Origin of the sequence: Maribacter sp. ACAM166, assembly GCF_005771495.1 — a bacterium.
GTDB lineage: Bacteria > Bacteroidota > Bacteroidia > Flavobacteriales > Flavobacteriaceae > Maribacter.
This window is the reverse complement of sequence record NZ_VAUW01000002.1, coordinates 224,175-243,047: the sequence shown is the minus strand read 5'-3', so window position 1 is coordinate 243,047 and position 18,873 is coordinate 224,175. Positions and strand designations below refer to the sequence as shown.

Sequence of the window (18,873 nt, the reverse complement as noted above, 5' to 3'; positions counted from 1 at the left end):
AGTATGATAAAAAATATATAAAACAGGCACCCATAAAAGGTGCCTGGTAATTTTATGATACGTATTAACGTTTCGAGAATTGGAATTTCTTACGGGCTTTCTTCTGACCGAATTTCTTACGTTCCACCATTCTTGGATCTCTTGTTAATAAACCTTCTGGTTTTAAGATAATTCTATTTTCAGCATCAATTTCACACATTGCTCTAGCTAGTGCAAGACGTATAGCTTCTGCTTGACCTGTCATACCACCACCGTAAACATTTACTTTTACATTGTAAGTGTCTAAGCTTTCAGTTAAGGTAAAAGGTTGTTTTACTTTATATTGAAGTGTAGCTGTTGGAAAATATACATTAAAATCTTTATTGTTAATGGTGATATCACCATTTCCATCAGAAATATATACTCTTGCAACGGCAGTTTTTCTACGGCCAATTTTATGAATAACGTCCATCTTATTTAATCTCTTTTAAATTAACTACAGTAGGTTTTTGTGCTTCCTGTCCGTGAGTAGTACCTGCGTAAACTTTTAAGTTTCTAAAAAGTTCTGCACCTAATCTTGTTTTAGGTAGCATTCCTTTTATAGCTTTTTCAAGTATACCTTCTGGGTTTTTATCCAAAAGTTGTTTTACGGAAGTAGTACGCTGACCACCTGGATAACCGGTATATCTTAAATATACCTTGCTAGACCATTTGTTTCCGGAAAGAACAATTTTCTCAGCGTTGATAATAACCACATTATCACCACAATCTACATGTGGAGTGAAATTTGGTTTATGTTTTCCTCTCAACAAATAGGCAACCTTGGAAGCCAAGCGTCCTAATGTTTCTCCTTCGGCATCTACCAATAACCACTCTTTGTTTACAGTTGTTCTGTTGGCCGAAACGGTCTTATAACTTAATGTATCCACTACTGCTATTTTTAACTATTATTATAATCAATCCCGTCAAACGGGCTGCAAATCTACAATTATTAACTTGAATTGCAAATACTTGTTTCTAAATTTTTTCTTTTTTATTTCAAATTCAATTTTTTAGTGCCAAAATACTATTAAACTTGATACTTTTTAAATCGATTCTGCAACCTTGCTAATTTTTAATCATCACTTAAATATCAAAATCAATCAACCAAATTAAGTCTTAATAATGATTAAAATATCTTTTGCGAATATCATGTTTTTTTTAGTTGTTTCAATTGTTTCCACGTAGAATAATCTAAATTAAGTACTCAAGGAATATACAACAACACCTTTATCTTTTTGTGAGTCAATCGTCGTTGCCATAGTTTTAAATGATGTTAGTAGGCATAATGTTACTTGGGGAGCCAATTTTACCGTATTTGACTTAAAACACTGGAAAATTAGCTAGCCAACCTACATAATTTAAGATTACATATGAAGCAAAATATCCATAATGTTGCCATTAAGTGTGTTGACAGTGACCCTTTTAAAATTGAAAAGCATTTAGCTAGAAGTGATAATTTTTCCGGCGATGGGCTAGAAGTGAACATTGATAGTTATAATAATAAACAAACGGGCTTTTCATATCATGATTTTGCTGGAGGTGTGAAGGGGATAAGTTTATTTCTCAAAACGGAGATTATTTTCATACAAGTTGGAATCTTATCTGGTACACGGCTTCCAATATAGACGATGAACAGCAGAAATGAAAACACCTCTAAGTCAATTAAAGTGTGGTTCTGAAAACAATCAAATCCATGGCTCCAAGTTCAAAAACAATTTTTCAGGAAGCAAGAGCGCTTAATATGGCAGCCTATTTCGTTAGTAGCCTCAAGTTGGGTAGGTTACTGAGTTATATTAAAATGAATAATAGATGTTCAGCCTCAAAAGCAACTAAAAATATAACGGTTTTGGTAAATCAGTTTGATTCTTATTTTGCTCAAGAAGGAAATCTTTTCAGAGATGCGCAGGACTACAAATTAGATACGGGGGTTAGCTGCAAAAACTGAATGAACAAATGATTTGACCGTAAACCCTGATTTTAGTTCTGTGGATACGGATTCTTGCGCAATTGCATTGGATGGGCAAATATTTGGGAAGAAGTAAGATAATACCTTTTTGTTAAAAGCTACGTATCGTTTTACTCTTTAGAAGGGATCTAATTTTATATGCAGTTTTATTTGGTTGTGAAATAATATGACGATAATTTCGTTTTAAGAGGTTGTTAACCAAATCTAACAATTATGTATAAAAATTTTTCAGCCCTTCTAGCGTTGATAATGGTGCTTTTTTCATGTAGTTCAGATAAAAATGATGCTATAGTAGAACAGGAAGTGGCACTTAATGCAATAATAGGAACATGGGACGCCACCGAGCTTGTTATTGATAATAATACAGCCAGCGATGACGCAAAATTTGGCAAACAAATACTAGATTTTTTAACCAATAAGGATTGCTATATCGTAACGCTACAATTTAATGAAGATTTGACTGCCACGGCTAGTAATTCAGCTAATTATGTAGAGATTAATGCAACTTCAACAGGTCTTGATATACCTTGCCCTACACAAACTGATGAAGAATCAAGTATATATACTTTTGATGGTAGTATTATTTCAATAGTCGATACTAATGGAGATACAGTACTAGTTGACGTGTCAATTGACGGTGCTATAATGATGGTAGATGCGGCAGATTTGGAAATTCCAGATTTTACGGATAGTGGTCAATTGATTTTTGTAAAGCGATAGTATATATGTTTAATATGATTATGACCTCTTCAATTTGTTGAAGGGGTTTTTTTGTGTAAAGTTGGATATGTTGTAATTAAGGGTACCTTTAAAACTTTCCGCAACATCGTTTTAAATCAAATGAATAAGATAAGTATCAAATATTTTTTTGCTTTATTATCACTTGTATATTTGGGTTGCATAAATCCTGTAGAGCCTGAATTTGAGTTTAAAGAAGGGCTGGTTTTTATAGAAGGTATTGCTACGACTGTTAAAGGTGGTTCATACGTGATAATTAACAAATCTGTAAATGAGTTTGGAATAAACAAAACAAAATTTGAAAAAGGTGCCTCAGTATCTTTTGTGAATTCTGTGTCTGGCCAAACAGTTGAATTGGTAGAATTAGAAGGCGCTTATGTACCTTCAATTGAATTTAAGGCTAATGTGGGTGAGCAATGGGAAATACAAATTACCTTGGAAGATGGAAGGCAATACTATTCACAATCAGAAACGGTATTAGAATCTGTTCCTATTACAAATATAAAGGCCACCTATAATCCTGAATTGCAATTTAATAACGGAACAGGATCTTTTGAACCTGGTCATGCTGTTTCAATAACTTTCAATGATCCGATTAGTGAAGAAAATTACTATTATTGGACATTCAAATCTTATGAAAACTTACTTATTTGCCAAGTTTGTTTTGATGGTATTTACCGTGGGGGATTATGTGGTCCGACAGATATAGCTACGCCAGATTATTTTAGTTACACATGTGATACAGATTGTTGGAAAGTTAGATACCCAGAAAGTATATCAATATTTGATGATAAATTTTCTGACGGAAAAACTACTACTGATTTGATAGTTGCCAATGTACCTCTATATACAAAAGAGAACATCGTGGTTGAAATCCAACAGTTATCATTGACTCCAGATGCATATGATTATTATAAAGTCTTAAAAGACTTGGTCGATAATAGTAGTGGGTTTAATGCACCGCCACCAGCCGCTTTAATAGGTAATATGTTCAACCCAAACGATGCCGACGATTTTGTGTTTGGAAGGTTCACTGCTGCTGCGACATCAACAATTGATATTTTTATTGAAAGAGGTAATATTCCAGAAAATCAGTTAGACCCTCAAATGCCCATGAGCATTGAGCCAACATTTATGTCCCCCTACCCAGCCCCTGCAACTATAGAAGCTCCTTGTAATGAAAGTAGATTTAAAACAGCGATACAGCCAGAAGTATGGATGAATTAAATAAAACAGGTAGTCATTTTATAAGGAAGGCCTTCTATTTTTTTTTAGGGTTGGTGTTTATAATTTTTTGTTCAAGTTCGCTTCAAGCCCAAGAATATAGTTTGGTTGTTGAGGTATTCGATGAGTTGACCAAACAACCTTTGGAGAGTGCTGAAATAACGATAGATCAATGTTCTTGCGGAGGAATTACCAATAACAATGGAATCTTTTCTATAAATCTTCCTCAAGATTCCTATTCGGTTAATGTCAATTATATAGGTTTTAAAAGTGAGACGGTTACCGTGAGCCTAAATTCTAGACAGAATATAAAAATCAACCTTATTGAAGAACAAGAACAGCTTTCTGAAGTAATAGTTCGAGCAAAGCGGATAAATGATAATTTAGAATTACCGCAAATGGGAGCATTACAATTACAAACACAAGAGTTAAAAAAAATACCATCAGGTCTTGGGGAAGCAGATGTTCTTAGAAGTATGACGCTATTGGCAGGTGTAAATAATGCAGGTGAAATCAGTAATGGGTTATCAGTTAGGGGTGGCGCCTTAGACCAAAATTTATTATTATTGGATAATGCACCGGTCTTTAACCCAACACATCTTTTTGGTCTTTTTTCTGTATTTACCCCAGATGTGATTTCTAGTGTTGACTTGTATAGGGCAAATATACCTGCGCGTTATGGTGGTAGAATAACCTCAGTTTTGGATATAAAGGTTAAAAATCCATATGTAGATAAATTTAAGTTAAGTGGTGGTATAGGTATTGTTTCAAGTCGTTTGAATATTGAAACACCTATCATTAAGGATAAGCTTATGATGACGCTTGGTGGAAGGGCAGGTCTAACAGATTTTTTGTTACCCTTGGTTTCAGAACGCTTAAAGGATACAAAAGCTAAATTTTATGACAGTACGTTAAAATTGTTATATCTACCAACAAAAGATGATCAAGTAACTTTTACGGGGTTTTATAGTAAAGATTATTATCAACTGGACTTGATAACTAAAATACAGAATATTAATGCAAAAAATAACCAGTATGATTTTAAAACCCTAAACGGCACCTTGAATTGGAGGCATTCTTTCAATGATCAAAGTAATCTTAGAACATTCTTGGTGGTGAGCGATTATTCGCCAAAAACTATCTTTCCTGAAGTCGATAATCCTAATGAAATTGAATTCGAATCGAAAATTAATTATCAAAGTTTTGCATCAGAATTTTCTAAAGAAATTAAGTCTGATCTAAACTATTATTTGGGAATTCAGGCAAACAAGTATCAGATTAGCCCGGGAGAATTACGACCAGGAAATAGTAATAGTGTTGAGGCCGTTTCTTTGGCTAAAGAAAATAGCTACGAATTTGCAGGATATGCTAATGTAAATTTTAAACCAGTTGAAAATGTGGCTGTTTCTGCCGGCTTAAGATTTAGTCATTATGTTCTTGTAGGGCCTTTTGAGCAGGCGCAAATAGATCAGACCACTGGTTTGTTGTTGGGTGTTACTGAATTTGAAAGCGGGGCAGGGGTTAAAACGTATAATGGGTTAGAACCAAGATTAGGGGCGAATATTAAGTTAAACAAAACTACCTCGATTAAGGCTAGTTATGCAAGATTGAATCAATACCTTCAAAATGTATATAATTCGACAACTCCTTTGCCCACTTCTAGATGGAAGACTGCTGATTCATATATAAAGCCACAAATAAGTGATGCATATGGTTTAGGGATTTATAAAAATTTTGCAAATAATACAATTGAACTGGGTTTAGAAGGTTACTATCGAGATTCCAAAAACAACTTAACATTTAAGCCTGGTGCCGATTTCTTTCTTGAAGAGTTTTTGGAGCGTGATGTAATTCAGGGAGATGGTCAAGCATACGGTGTTGAGTTTAGTATAAAGAAATCTAGCGGTAAGGTGAACGGCTGGTTGAACTACACTTGGTCAAGAAGTTTACTGAGGTCTAATAATGAAAAGCTTGCTGATAGAATAAACAATAATAAGTGGTATGCTTCAGATTTTGATAGACCACATGTAATCAATTCCACAATCAATTTTGAAGGGGATAAATATAATACATGGAGTTTTAATTTTACTGGTCAAACCGGAAGACCTTATACGGTAGCGAATAGTGTCTTCAAATTGGAGAATATTGATGTTCCAATTTTTATTGAACGTAACAATGCTAGACTTCGACCTTACCATAGATTAGATTTCTCATGGAATGTTAAATATGGTGAGAAAGTCAATAAGCGATGGGTCGGCGATTGGACATTTACCGTTTATAATGTTTACAGCAGGCGAAATCCATTTAATATTTATTATTCCCAACGTCAGCCAGGAGTAGATGCAGATGTTTTTTTAGGTAGCCCATTAGGATCGTATGAACTTTCCATTTTGAATAGTCCGTTGATTTCATTGACTTATAATTTTGTTTTTCAATAAGTGGAATAGTATTGCTTAAAAAATTTACGCTGTACCCGTTAGTGCTCCTATTAAATGGTTACAAGATATACTCCTTGTTCTAAATCCACTACTGAAATTTAAGTGCGTTGTGCTTAATAACGCACTGATACGAACTAACTTAGCTGCCGTGTATATCAGTTATACTAATTGGTGCGTTAGGTGAGTTTTAAGACCTAAAATATTAATTACGTTCGGAGCAGGGTTTGGGAATACTCTTTTATCGTGTTCTTAGTGTCAAAACTTGTTTCAGTCTTGTTTGATCGGGAAAACCTACATGAATAGTGAAGATAAAAAGTAAATACAAGACTAGATTTTTCATGGTATTTACACTTAGGTGCAATAAACCTGTAAATACGTAACAGAATTTGAAATGTGTTTCTTGTGATTTTAAGATGGTTTAACATCTCGATTAAAAATGGTGTTAATGTGCCACCAGCCAGTTTTCACCTAAACCAACTTCCACATCTAATGGAACATCTAAGGTGTAAGCGTTTTCCATTTCTGACTTGATTAGCGTTTTCATTTTTTCCAGTTCTGGTTTGTAGATGTCGAATACCAATTCATCATGTACTTGAAGGAGCATTTTAGATTTGTACTTGCCTTCTTCCAATTTTTTATGAATATTAATCATTGCAATTTTAATGATGTCAGCAGCACTACCTTGAATAGGTGCGTTTACAGCATTTCGTTCGGCAGCACCGCGAACCATGGCATTACTTCCATTAATATCTTTAAGGTATCTTCTTCTGCCTAGTACTGTTTGCACATAACCATTATCACGAGCAAAATCTACTTGTTCGCTCATGTAGTTTCTTAGCTTTGGATAGGTTTTGTAGTAGGTGTCTATCAATTCTTTTGCTTCTGAACGAGATAAATCTGTTTGATTGCTTAGACCAAAGGCCGATACCCCATAAATAATTCCGAAGTTTACGGTTTTTGCATTACTACGCTGTTCACGAGTAACTTCATCCAATGGTACATCAAATACTTTTGAGGCCGTAGATGCATGAATATCCTCCCCGTTTTTGAAAGCCTCTATCATGGTGGTTTCCTCGCTTAACGCGGCAATAATTCGCAATTCAATTTGAGAATAATCTGCCGCTAACAAGGTGTAATTCTCATCTCTAGGAATAAAAGCCTTGCGGACTTGACGGCCACGCTCCGTTCGGATTGGAATGTTCTGTAAATTGGGGTTGTTACTACTTAAACGGCCCGTTGCAGCAACTGTCTGCATATAATCTGTATGAACTCTGCCTGTTGAGGGTTTCACCTGTTCGGGTAAGGCATCTACATACGTGCTTTTTAATTTAGCTAGGCCTCTATAATCCAATACATTTTGAATGATTTCATGGTCTTTTGCTAAATAAGAGAGTACATCCTCCGCAGTGGAATACTGACCGGTTTTTGTTTTTTTAGGCTTATCGACAAGCTTCATTTTGTCAAATAGTATTTCCCCTAATTGTTTTGGAGAGCCTATATTGAATTCTTCGCTGGCAGCCTCGTAAATCTTTTTTTCTAATGTGGCTATGTCATTATTTAAATCTGAAGAAAGAGAATGCAAAAACTCATTGTCTAGATTGATACCTTCCAGTTCCATGTCGGCCAATACACGCAGTAGAGGGATTTCAATATCTTGAAATAATTTCTCTGTGTTTGCTTCTTTTAATTCTGGCCTAAAATGTTGTGCTAATTGAAAAGTGATGTCGGCATCTTCGACGGCATATTCTGTTTGTTTTTCTACCGGTACATCTCGCATGCTTAATTGGTTCTTTCCTTTCTTTCCAATTAGTTCTGTTATGGAAATCGGAGTATAATTAAGGTAAGTTTCTGCTAATATATCCATATTATGACGCATATCTGGATTAATCAGATAATGGGCCAGCATAGTATCGAACAAAGGTCCTTTTACATCAACCTTATATTTATCTAAAACCTTAATATCATATTTAAGATTTTGACCTATTTTTTCAATTTGCACAGATTCAAAGAACGGACGTAGTTCTTCTATGAGTGATTGTGCTTCTTTCGTATCTGCTGGGAACGGAATATAAAATCCTTTGGTTGCTTCCCAAGAAAAGGCAATTCCCACTAATTCCGCAGTTAAGGGGTCTAATCCTGTAGTTTCGGTATCAAAACATACCGAAGTTTGTTTCATTAAATTTTGAAAAAACAATTTTAAGGCCATACCGGGCGCTACACTTTGGTAAGCATGAGCCACATCGGCAATTGTCTGTCTGCTTGAGTAGTCTTTAATAGTTGATGGTGTGTCTCCACTACCTCCAAACAATGAAAATTGACCTGTTCCTGCATCCTGAGCCTCTTTTTTTGGTTTTGGTGTGCCAGAAACTTCTGTTTGGGTTTCTTCAGTTTCAGTTTCAGTTTCAGTTGAGAATAGCTTTATAAATTGGTCTTTGAGCCTTCTAAACTCTAGTTCTTCAAAGATTTTCTGAACTTTTTCAGCATTCGGTTCAGACATCTGATAATCATCAGCATTAAAAGTCACATCAACATCTAAACAAATAGTAGCCAATTTTTTGGATAATAGCCCCAATTCTTTGTTGGCTTCTACCTTTTCTCTCATCTTACCTTTAAGCTTATCAGTATTTTCAAAGAGGTTTTCCATGGTATCAAAATCAGCAATAAACTTTCTTGCTGTTTTATCACCAACACCAGGTAAGCCCGGAATATTATCACTTGCATCACCCATCATACCTAAATAATCAATAACCTGTTCTGGTCGTTCTACTCCAAAGCGTTTTTGTATTTCTGGTATTCCCCAAATTTCTATACCATTCCCCATACGGGCGGGTTTGTACATGAATATATTTTCTGATACGAGCTGGCCAAAATCTTTATCTGGGGTTACCATAAAAACTTTATAATCTTCCTTTTCTGCTTGTTTAGCTAAAGTTCCTATAATATCATCTGCTTCCCAGCCTTCTTTTACAACTACGGGAATTTGCATTGCCTTTAAGATATCTTGAATATAGGGTACTGCAATTCTAATGGCATCTGGTGTTTCTGATCTATTTGCCTTGTATTCTGGAAATATCTCGGTACGTTCTGCGCTTCCTCCTTTATCAAAACAAACGGCTAAATGGTCTGGTTTTTCTCTACGGATTACGTCGAACAAAGAATTCATGAATCCCATAATCGCAGAGGTGTCCATACCCTGTGAATTTATTCTTGGATTTTTTATCAGGGCATAGTAGCCACGGAATATTAATGCATATGCATCTAGCAAGAAGAGTCTTTTTTGATCTGCCATTTTGAAAATTAGATAGTATGGGGTTAAAAGTACAAATTGAAAGGGAAACAATGCGAAAGATTAGCCTTGCGGTTGGGTATTAAATCTTTCTAAAACGAATCGTTTAACTTTCTAAATAACTATTTGATGGGTTGTTTACATGTCCATCTTTGGTATACGTTCTATACGTGAAACCCGGATGGATGCAGTAGCCGCCCGTTTCGCCTTTTTTATTAATAGCAATAAATCCAATCTGAAAATCTTGCTTATCCTTATTTTTTGCGATAATACGTTTTACACCTTCTTCACAAGCTTCTTGAGGAGATTTTCCTTGTCGCATCAATTCTACAATTAGAAAACTACCAACAGTTCTAACAACCTCTTCACCAACACCGGTAGCCGTTGCTCCGCCAACCTCATTATCTATAAAAAGTCCAGCACCAATGATAGGCGAATCTCCAACCCTACCTGCCATCTTGTATGCCATGCCGCTGGTTGTACAAGCCCCGGCAATATCTCCTTTTTCATCAATAGCCAACATGCCAATGGTGTCATGGTTTTCTATGTTGATGATAGGTTTGTATTGAGATGTTTTTTTCCATTCTAACCAATCTTCCTTCGTTTTTTTAGTTAACAGGTTGACCTTTTCAAAACCCTGCTCGTAGGCAAATTGCTCCGCACCTTTTCCGGCCAACATAACATGAGGTGTTTCTTCCATTACTTTTCTAGCTACGGATATTGGATTGGCAATATTTTGCATAGCCAAAACTGCGCCGCAGTTCCCATCCTTATCCATGATACAAGCATCTAGGGTTACATTTCCATCACGATCCGGTCTTCCGCCATTTCCAACGGTAGTATTTCTTAAATCATTTTCTTCTATCATTACGCCTTGGTGAACTGCGTCTAACGAACTACCCCCGTCATGTAGTACCTCCCAAGCTTTGGCTGTGGCATTGCCAAAATCCCAAGTGCAAATGGCTATAGGTAGAATTGGTGTTATATCAGTTCTTTTTTCCGGTTGTTGGTCGTTACACGATGCCAAAATGGGAGCAGAAATTATTCCTGCAGCTACAGTGCTAGAATTTCTTAAGAATTTTCTTCTTTTCATGGGTTGGGTTCTTTACTTTTAGTGGCCTTAAATATAACAATATGCTAGTTGAAATTTGTGCTAATTCTTTGGAATCTGCCTTGGTGGCTGAACGCGCTGGAGCAGATCGTATTGAGCTATGTTCCGAGTTGGCCGTGGGTGGTTTAACGCCATCCTATGGAGTACTGAAAGCAGTAAAAGAACAGGTGTCTATTCCTGTTCACATATTAATTCGCCCAAGAAGTGGTGATTTTTCATATACCGATGTAGAGTTTGATATAATGATTACGGATATTGAATTATGTGTAGAAATGGGGTTTGAAGGAATAGTTTCCGGAGTGCTTTTTAAAGATTTCAGATTAGATGTTGAGCGTTTGCAAAGATTGAAGTCGGCAGCTCGTGATTTAACATTTACATTCCATAGAGCATTTGATTGGATTATAGACCCTATGGAAGCACTAAAGCAACTAGAAAAAGTACAAGTAGATTATATTTTATCTTCTGGTCAACAAAAATCTGCGCCCGAAGGCATTGATGTATTGATCGATTTAAATGAACGAAGTTCTCAAGTTCAAATAATGCCAGGCTCCGGAATCAACGCAACTAATGTGAACTTGTTTAAGGAAAAGGGTTTTAACGTAGTGCATTTATCAGGAACTGCAATGGTTAAACAATTACCAACAAAACCTTTGATTTCAATGAATTCAAGTAGTTTTCTAAGTGATGACCACCTAGCCGTTACTCAAATTGAGAATATTAAAGCGGTTTTAAGTAAGGTTAAATAAAATGTAAATGAGCAGGTATACCATTGTTATACAGATATCTTTGTGAAAAAACAGCTATGATACGTTGGATGATTTTCGCCTTAGCTTATGTAGCATTGGGTTTTTATGTGTTACAGGCATTAAAAACCATAGCGAAACAACCGTGGTGGTCTTACTTCTACATTATTATCTCTTTGACGGTAATGTTCAATTTTATATACCAATTCACGGTAGGTGAGGAGACAGGTAGGGTTTTGAGTATCTCTAAAAGTTATGCGTTTGGGTTTTTATTGACCATACTTACCTTCAATATTATCACGATTATATTTTTATTCTCTGAAGATATATATAGAATAATTTCTGGACTTTATATGAAAATTTATGGAGTGGATAAGGAATTTGGTTTACCCGCACGTAGGCGATTCTTGAGTTTGCTAGCGCTTGGTATAGCTTCCATACCCTTTGGTGCATTGTTGTATGGCATGTACAAAGGCAAGTACAATTTTAAGGTCTTGAAATATACATTAGAGTTTGAAGATTTACCGGATGGTTTTGACGGCTATCAAATTACCCAAATTTCAGATATTCATAGTGGTAGTTTTGATGATAGAAAGATGATTGAATATGGTGTTGATTTAATTAACAAGCAAAAGAGTGATGTGCTATTCTTTACAGGCGATATGGTCAATAATATGACCTCTGAAATGCTTCCGTGGGCAGATTTATTTTCAACTTTAGAAGCGAAAGATGGTAAATTTTCTGTGCTTGGCAACCATGATTATGGGGATTACATTCCGTGGGAAACGGAAGAGCTTAAGCACCAAAATTTAGAAGATTTAAAAGTTTTGCAGAAAGACATGGGTTTTGATTTGTTGCTTAATGAGCATCGTTATTTACAGAAAGGGTCTGATAAAATTGCCTTGTTAGGTGTAGAGAATTGGGGCAAAGGCGGTTTTAAAAAAGCCGGGGATCTTAAAAAAGCAGCAGCACAGATAGATAAGAATGATTTTAAGATTTTGATGAGTCATGATCCGTCTCATTGGGAGATGGAAGTAATCAATGACCCGTATCACTATCATTTAACCCTAAGCGGACATACGCATGGTATGCAGTTTGGAATTGAAATACCCGGTTGGATAAAATGGAGCCCAGTTAAATGGAGATATCCTTATTGGGCTGGTATTTATAAGGAAATGGGTCAATTTATCAATGTAAATAGAGGTTTTGGCTTTTTAGGATATCCTGGTAGGGTAGGTATTTGGCCTGAAATCACCGTGATTACGTTACGAAAAAAGGCATTAACATGATTTTAACCCTATTGCAGTGCTACAAATAGGTTGCTAAGGGTAGTGTTTTAACAATTTTTATTACATTTGGCTAACATAGTAAAGCATTTTTTTTATGTCTAAATTTGGTGAGCTTATAGATTTAAAAGTACCTGTTCTTCTGGATTTTTATGCAGAGTGGAATGAACAGTCTGCCGCAATGCATCCTGTTCTTAAGGATGTGGCCGCAGCTTTAGGTAATAAAGGAAAGGTAATTAAGATTGATGTAGATAAAAACAAGGAACTTTCGCAAGCTTTGCGTGTTAAAGGCTTACCAACTTTAATGATTTACAAACAAGGTGAAATGGTTTGGCGCCAAAGTGGCGAACAAGATGCCAATACACTTATAGGTATTCTGAAAGAATACGTTTAAATTCAAAACTAATTTTTAATTACTGCTAAAGCTTTGGACCTTGGTCCAAAGCTTTTATTGTTGTATTGATATACCAACGGTGTCTTGTAAGATGTCTGTTCTTGTGTTGTCTGGCAAAATAGTATCTGAAACGGGTAAAGTGTCTATCATGTCTGGGTCAGATTCAAGCCCCCGTTCAGGCACTTCCATGGCATCTTCATCTTTATAGAAATGTTGGAATTTATCGATGTATTCATTAAAGATCAACGTTTCTTTTTCAGCTACGCCCTCAGTATCATTAGTTATAATGATATCTATATTTCTTCTGTAGGCCTCCATATCGGCAATAATATCATCTATACTACTGTATTGTTCATCTAAACTTATGGAAGCATAATACGCTAAGCGTTCTTGATATTTTTTCTTTAAAACCTCAAATAGCGCTCGTGCTTTTTGACTTTCACCAACTTTATAGTAGCCATCAATAAAAGGTTCTACCAAGGTGTAATATCCAAACTTATCAACGGGCATATTGGTAATGGCAATTTCAATGATGTCTTTTGCCTTACCCATTTTATTCTCTTTGATCAAGGCCTCTGTCAATCGGGCTAAATTACCTCTAAAAGATACGCTTTGTATGCGTGTCTGGGTGTCATGGTAAATATCACCACCTGCATTACCCCAATCCCAATTTTTTACAATGTCGTACATCAATTCGGTATCAATTCTTCCTAATTCAAATGCATTAGGGCGTTCAGTACGAATAGGAACCAATTTGTACGCCAAACCATCCAATTGAAGATAATCTTTCATCCATAGGTATTCTGCATCATCAAAGCTACCACCAGAAAAATATAAAGGACGTTTCCAATCATTATTGGCTAAAATATCCAACATCATCATACTCTTTTTGGTTATCGCACCTGGTAAGTCGATGTCAATAAAATCAACAATCAAGTCTGCATCTTTTTGTTTAACCAAACCACTGCTCAAAACATTTTGTTTGTTAACGGGTACCCTTATTTTTTTAGTAGGATAGTAAACCATGTTTTGGGTATCCTCTGAATACTGACTTAAATCAGCACCATTTTGTTCAAAAAGATATTTGAGTTTAGTTCTTGGTTTATCACTATCAATCCAATTGATGAAGTCTTTAATAGGCCATCTGTTTTCGGTAATACCTTGGTGGTACAATACATCTCGAGACCCCAGCCTATATTTTTCATGTGATATTTGAGAAGGAATTGGGTCACTTTGATAGGCCTTTTTCTTCATCTGGTCTACATACCAATCTGTTTCAAAAAGACTGGTACAAACAATACGCACATCTGTTCTATATTTTTCTATTTCTTGGGCATACCAAATAGGGAAGGTGTCATTATCACCTATGGTAAAGAGTATGGCACCAGCATCTTCTTGACAGGAATCTAAATACGCTTTTGCAGATGAATTTGCGGTAAAACGATTAGATCGGTCATGGTCGTCCCAATTTTGCACTGCCATAACGGTTGGTACAGCAAGTAAGGTTAAAATTACTATGGCAGGAGCAAGAATTTTGGGTGCTATCCAATCCTTAAACCCATCATAAAGTCCATATACGCCTAGACCCATCCACAATGCAAAAATATAAAAGGAACCAACCAAAGAGTAATCTCGCTCCCTTGGTTGAAATATACCAGGATTGGTATAAAATTGAATGGCCAAACCTGTGAAAAGGAAGAAAATCAATAGTACCCAAAATTGCTTTTTATCTTTAGAGAATTGAAATACAATACCTATAATTCCTAAAAGCAACGGTAGAAAGAAATAGGTATTTCTGCCTGGATTATTTTTGATATCGCTCGGTAAATTATCTTGACTGCCAAGTCGCCAGCTATCTAAGAAATTAATGCCGCTTAACCAGTTTCCATTATCGTTATAGCGTCCTTGAACATCATTCTGCTTTCCAACAAAATTCCACATAAAATAACGTAAATACATATAGTTGAACTGAAATTCAACCATGTATCTTACATTCTCCCAAACTGTAGGCGGCTGAACTTCAATATATTCATCAAAACGTTTTAAAAAGCTAATGTACTGATCAGCCCCAATTTCGCCGTTATCAAAACCTGTTTTAACTTGATCTACAGCTTGTCTTAATTCCTGGTTAGTTTGTGTTATTTTAAAATCTAATGCTCCGAAATAGCGCATATAATTTTCCGCATTCTGGGAACTCCACATTCTAGGTAAAAGTCCTTTGTGTTTGGGGTTTGGGCCTTGTACAGCGTTCTTGAATTTATTGACGATGATGTATTTGCCCAGTGTGTAATCCTTTTCGTATTTTGGTTTACCATCTTGGTCTTCACCAGCAGGGGCGAACATATCTGAATAATAGGAGCCATACACAGGGCTATCTACCCCTGGATATTGTTCTCTATTATAGTAAGCCAAAAGTGCTCTTGCATCTTCGGGGTTATTCTCGTTTATAACGACATTTGCATTAGCACGTATAGGAAGCATTAACCAAGAGGAGAACCCTAGAAATAAAAACATTAAGCAAAGAACAATCGTATTTGCAATTCTATAATTGTTTTTTCGGGTATAGTTTAAGCCAAAATAAAAAGCAGCTATGAATCCTAATCCAATGATAATAGAGCCAGAATTAAAAGGTAATCCTATACTGTTGATGAAGAATACTTCTCCCCAGCCAAATAGTTGGAGTACATAGGTGAGTGAGAACTTGTATACGAGCATCAATAAGGTAATTACCACAATATTCGCAATAAGAAAGTTTTTAACCGTTGTCTCTTTATACGTTTTGAAATAATACAAAAGGCCTATAGAAGGTATTGCTAAAAAGCCCATAAATTGAATTCCAAAAGTAAGGCCTACAACGTACGATATTAGTATAATCCATCGGTTGCCACGCGGATCTTCTAAATTGTCTGTCCATTTTAAACCCAACCACAGCAACAATGCCATTATAAAACTGGCCGTTGCGTACACTTCAGTTTCTACAGCATTAAACCAAAAACTATCTGAATATGTAAATGAGAGGGATCCTACTAGTGCACTACCGAAGACTGCTATTGCTTTGCTATTGGTAAAAGGTCCATCTTTATCAATTAATTTTCTGGTAATATTGGTAATCGTCCAGAACATGAAAAGAATGGTAAATGCACTAGATACTCCAGAGACTAGATTTACCATCATGGCAATCTTGTTAGGTTCTAAGGCGAACATGGAAAAGAAAGCACCAATCATTTGTAATAAAGGCGCCCCTGGCGGGTGACCTACTTGTAATTTGGCAGCTGTTGCTATATATTCACCCGCATCCCAAAAACTATTGGTGGGTTCAACGGTAATAAAATAGGTAATAAGGGCTATAAAAAATACGGACCATCCTAATATGATGTCCCACTTCTGGTAGTTCTTTGAAAACATGAAACTTGGGTTAAACCTAAGTGGCGAATTTACTAATTAATATAGATATGTTTGTACTATTTTTATAAACCTTTAATAAGAAGAAAGGAGTATTTTTTTAATTATTACCGTAAAAAATGTTTGGTGAAACCAAACTTTGTTTTAAATTTGCACCCTCTTAGAAGATATTGGCCCATGGTGTAATGGTAACACTTCGGTTTTTGGTACCGTCATTCAAGGTTCGAATCCTTGTGGGCCAACTAATAAGAATAAAAAATCCCAATGTCATTTGATGTTGGGATTTTTGCATTTGATATGGTCTAACTCGAGATTCTTTGTATGATGGTTTTCTCCTGCAGTAGTGCGTCAATTTAGTGGATAAATAAGAGAACTGTTGAATAGGAAAGGGGCTATAGCATTAAGTTTATTTATTTACATTTAAACTGATAACGTTATTAATTCATCGGAAAAGAAACCATTTAGGCAATAGTATTTCTTACTTTAGCACTTTAATTAACCTTACTTTATGAGCCTTTCCCCAAAAGTTTTAAAGATTCTCCTTGTTGTTATTGTTGTTGGATTCAGTGTCGGTCTTTACCTTCAAGATGTCAAGCATGAGGAAAGTACTGCCCATGCATGGAAGGCCAATCGCTATAACTTGGATCGCTTTAATAAGATAATGGAGTTAAATCATAAAATGAATGCTAAAAATTGGCGTACCATGCAGGATAGCATAGGTAAGCAGTTAGATACACTTATGATTCTTAGATTCCGTAAAGAGGTTGACAGTTTGGGTGAGGCAGATTCACAAGCGTACATTGATAGACAAGAGGTGCAAGCTTCTTATATGCCTAATTAATTTGTGCCCTTCTGTTTTAAGTTAAGGTAGTTTATCGTCAGAATCTTCTTTGACGATTTTGTTACTTGATATATTATTTTCTTTTGCCTTACTAACGTGTAAACGTGTCGGGTGGTGTTCCGTGTTTTTAGATTCACGTAATGCATCTTCGGCTATATTGCGATCTAATATTTCTTCGTCAATTTCATCGAGCATTGTTCTCATCTGGTGTTTATCGCGAATCATTGCCCAAGTCATGACTAAACTTGTTGCAATAATTACAAATAATAGAATTCCAGATTCAAACCCCTCTATTTGTGCTTGTTCTGGTATAGCATAAAATAATAAGACCGTGATTAAACCTCGTGGTGCAATAAAAAGCTGTGGTAGCATATCCTTTCCGACGAAAACAACTAAGATTATAAATCGAATTGCATAGATTGATGCGATAATGAGTAGGCTAACTATAGCCACATTTACACTTAACAGTGTTGACAATACGATGGTGATGCCGAATATAACAAAGAAGAATGTGCGCACTACAAAAGCAGTTTCTAAGGTTATGATGTGTAATTCATGGTAAATTTGTTTCATCCGTTCAGATTCTAAAAAAATTTTGGTTTTTCCAGGGAAGAAAAGATTTACATTTTTAACGATAAGTCCAAAAACCAGAATAATAATTAAAGAAGATAAGTGCATCTTTTTGCCAATGGCGTAAAGGAGAAGTAAAACGGCAATGAGTAAAAATAGCTTTGCCTGACTCTTTATACGCTGAAATATCAATATGATAGCATAACTGGTGACTAAGGCTATTAGTATGGTTAGAATTAAATTTCCTGCAAAGCCTACTGCTCCTGTGTCTTCTGCGGGATTAAGCTTGCCGGTTAGAAAGTAGAACATCATTATGCCGATAATGTCTGAGAAGGTGCTTTCGTAAATGTGAAATTCTTTTTTCTTTTCACTCAGCCCTCCAACACTGGGGATAATTATTGCGCTTGATAGAATGGATAGCGGTGTTGCATATAGCCACGCAGACTCCATTGTCATGTTAGGGATGAATTGGTAGAGAATTAAAGCAGCTACATATGTTGAGCCAATTAACCCTATTAACGCAATGGCCATAGATTTAAGTATTGGCCATATTTTTTCCTTTTTTAGTTCTAATTCTAAAGCGGCTTCAAGTACAATCATGATTAGACCGACTGTGCCTAGTATTTCTAAGGAACCTTTAAAATTAGGAACTTCGGGTATGAAAAATTCTAATCCTATTTTAATAATTATACCTAAAACAATAAGCATCAAAACAGCCGGGATATTGGTTTTTTTAGAAATACCATTAAAAAAGAAGGACAAGACTACGATAAGTGATGCGCCAATAATAAGGTTATAAGAAGATAGAATTTCCATTGAGGGCGTTTTTAGGTTGGCCAAGAGTTAAAAATAC

15 protein-coding genes and 1 tRNA gene are annotated in these 18,873 nt (G+C 35.7%); 10 read left to right on the top strand and 6 right to left on the bottom strand.

Features of this window, described 5'->3' with window-relative positions:
• Positions 1-64 precede the first annotated feature (64 nt).
• Both rpsI and rplM read right to left on the bottom strand, forming a co-directional pair.
• Positions 65-451, bottom strand: a complete 387-nt coding sequence (gene rpsI, locus ES765_RS02415; RefSeq protein WP_138110998.1) for a 30S ribosomal protein S9 — start codon at positions 449-451, stop codon at positions 65-67.
• 1 nt (position 452) lies between these two features.
• Complete coding sequence (rplM, locus tag ES765_RS02410) at positions 453-908, bottom strand: 50S ribosomal protein L13 (RefSeq protein WP_138110997.1); 456 nt, start codon at positions 906-908, stop codon at positions 453-455.
• Between the two features lie 483 nt (positions 909-1,391).
• Between rplM and ES765_RS02405 the strand changes: the two genes are divergently transcribed.
• The 5 genes from ES765_RS02405 (at position 1,392) to ES765_RS02385 (ending at position 6,387) form a co-directional block, all read left to right on the top strand.
• Positions 1,392-1,646, top strand: a complete 255-nt coding sequence (locus ES765_RS02405; RefSeq protein WP_138110996.1) for a hypothetical protein — start codon at positions 1,392-1,394, stop codon at positions 1,644-1,646.
• Between the two features lie 68 nt (positions 1,647-1,714).
• Positions 1,715-1,966, top strand: coding sequence for a hypothetical protein (locus tag ES765_RS02400; RefSeq protein WP_138110995.1), 252 nt, complete (start codon positions 1,715-1,717; stop codon positions 1,964-1,966).
• Positions 1,967-2,200: 234 nt separating this feature from the next.
• The gene (locus ES765_RS02395) at positions 2,201-2,707 is read left to right on the top strand and encodes a lipocalin family protein (RefSeq protein WP_138110994.1); all 507 of its coding nucleotides are present in this window, start codon (positions 2,201-2,203) and stop codon (positions 2,705-2,707) included.
• Positions 2,708-2,827: 120 nt separating this feature from the next.
• A complete protein-coding gene (locus tag ES765_RS02390) occupies positions 2,828-3,952 on the top strand; it encodes a DUF4249 domain-containing protein (RefSeq protein ID WP_138110993.1) in 1,125 nt (374 codons plus the stop codon).
• A complete protein-coding gene (locus ES765_RS02385; RefSeq protein WP_138110992.1) occupies positions 3,940-6,387 on the top strand; it encodes a TonB-dependent receptor in 2,448 nt (815 codons plus the stop codon). Before ES765_RS02390 ends, ES765_RS02385 begins: the two co-directional genes overlap by 13 nt.
• Before the next feature lie 442 nt (positions 6,388-6,829).
• Here the strand turns inward: ES765_RS02385 and polA are convergent, their stop codons facing one another.
• On the bottom strand, positions 6,830-9,676 hold the full coding sequence (polA, locus tag ES765_RS02380) for a DNA polymerase I (RefSeq protein WP_138110991.1): 2,847 nt from the start codon (positions 9,674-9,676) through the stop codon (positions 6,830-6,832).
• A 103-nt stretch (positions 9,677-9,779) separates the two neighbouring features.
• Positions 9,780-10,766, bottom strand: coding sequence for an isoaspartyl peptidase/L-asparaginase family protein (locus ES765_RS02375; protein WP_138110990.1), 987 nt, complete (start codon positions 10,764-10,766; stop codon positions 9,780-9,782).
• Between the two features lie 41 nt (positions 10,767-10,807).
• Between ES765_RS02375 and ES765_RS02370 the strand changes: the two genes are divergently transcribed.
• From ES765_RS02370 to ES765_RS02360, 3 genes are all read left to right on the top strand, one after another.
• A complete protein-coding gene (locus tag ES765_RS02370) occupies positions 10,808-11,530 on the top strand; it encodes a copper homeostasis protein CutC (RefSeq protein ID WP_138110989.1) in 723 nt (240 codons plus the stop codon).
• A gap of 56 nt (positions 11,531-11,586) precedes the next feature.
• The gene (locus tag ES765_RS02365; RefSeq protein WP_138110988.1) at positions 11,587-12,816 is read left to right on the top strand and encodes a metallophosphoesterase; all 1,230 of its coding nucleotides are present in this window, start codon (positions 11,587-11,589) and stop codon (positions 12,814-12,816) included.
• Between the two features lie 94 nt (positions 12,817-12,910).
• Positions 12,911-13,207, top strand: a complete 297-nt coding sequence (locus ES765_RS02360) for a thioredoxin family protein (RefSeq protein WP_138110987.1) — start codon at positions 12,911-12,913, stop codon at positions 13,205-13,207.
• A 54-nt stretch (positions 13,208-13,261) separates the two neighbouring features.
• Here ES765_RS02360 and ES765_RS02355 read toward each other — a convergent pair whose 3' ends face one another.
• Positions 13,262-16,612, bottom strand: coding sequence for a DUF2723 domain-containing protein (locus tag ES765_RS02355; RefSeq protein WP_138110986.1), 3,351 nt, complete (start codon positions 16,610-16,612; stop codon positions 13,262-13,264).
• 168 nt (positions 16,613-16,780) lie between these two features.
• Between ES765_RS02355 and ES765_RS02350 the strand changes: the two genes are divergently transcribed.
• Positions 16,781-16,851: transfer RNA gene (locus ES765_RS02350), tRNA-Gln, on the top strand.
• A 266-nt stretch (positions 16,852-17,117) separates the two neighbouring features.
• Complete coding sequence (locus tag ES765_RS02345) at positions 17,118-17,450, top strand: hypothetical protein (RefSeq protein ID WP_212744196.1); 333 nt, start codon at positions 17,118-17,120, stop codon at positions 17,448-17,450.
• Positions 17,451-17,471: 21 nt separating this feature from the next.
• Here ES765_RS02345 and ES765_RS02340 read toward each other — a convergent pair whose 3' ends face one another.
• On the bottom strand, positions 17,472-18,836 hold the full coding sequence (locus ES765_RS02340; RefSeq protein WP_138110985.1) for a cation:proton antiporter: 1,365 nt from the start codon (positions 18,834-18,836) through the stop codon (positions 17,472-17,474).
• Between the last annotated feature and the right edge of the window lie 37 nt (positions 18,837-18,873).

Bases quoted from the DNA above. Each gene is read 5' to 3' on its own strand.
- ES765_RS02395 (WP_138110994.1), top strand. From the start codon at position 2,201: ATGTATAAAAATTTTTCAGCCCTTCTAGCGTTGATAATGGTGCTTTTT.
- polA (WP_138110991.1), bottom strand. From the start codon at position 9,676: ATGGCAGATCAAAAAAGACTCTTCTTGCTAGATGCATATGCATTAATA.
- ES765_RS02390 (WP_138110993.1), top strand. From the start codon at position 2,828: ATGAATAAGATAAGTATCAAATATTTTTTTGCTTTATTATCACTTGTA.
- rpsI (WP_138110998.1), bottom strand. From the start codon at position 451: ATGGACGTTATTCATAAAATTGGCCGTAGAAAAACTGCCGTTGCAAGA.
- ES765_RS02400 (WP_138110995.1), top strand. From the start codon at position 1,715: ATGGCTCCAAGTTCAAAAACAATTTTTCAGGAAGCAAGAGCGCTTAAT.
- ES765_RS02375 (WP_138110990.1), bottom strand. From the start codon at position 10,766: ATGAAAAGAAGAAAATTCTTAAGAAATTCTAGCACTGTAGCTGCAGGA.
- ES765_RS02365 (WP_138110988.1), top strand. From the start codon at position 11,587: ATGATACGTTGGATGATTTTCGCCTTAGCTTATGTAGCATTGGGTTTT.
- ES765_RS02360 (WP_138110987.1), top strand. From the start codon at position 12,911: ATGTCTAAATTTGGTGAGCTTATAGATTTAAAAGTACCTGTTCTTCTG.
- ES765_RS02385 (WP_138110992.1), top strand. From the start codon at position 3,940: ATGGATGAATTAAATAAAACAGGTAGTCATTTTATAAGGAAGGCCTTC.
- ES765_RS02345 (WP_212744196.1), top strand. From the start codon at position 17,118: ATGAGCCTTTCCCCAAAAGTTTTAAAGATTCTCCTTGTTGTTATTGTT.
- ES765_RS02340 (WP_138110985.1), bottom strand. From the start codon at position 18,836: ATGGAAATTCTATCTTCTTATAACCTTATTATTGGCGCATCACTTATC.
- ES765_RS02355 (WP_138110986.1), bottom strand. From the start codon at position 16,612: ATGTTTTCAAAGAACTACCAGAAGTGGGACATCATATTAGGATGGTCC.
- ES765_RS02405 (WP_138110996.1), top strand. From the start codon at position 1,392: ATGAAGCAAAATATCCATAATGTTGCCATTAAGTGTGTTGACAGTGAC.
- ES765_RS02370 (WP_138110989.1), top strand. From the start codon at position 10,808: ATGCTAGTTGAAATTTGTGCTAATTCTTTGGAATCTGCCTTGGTGGCT.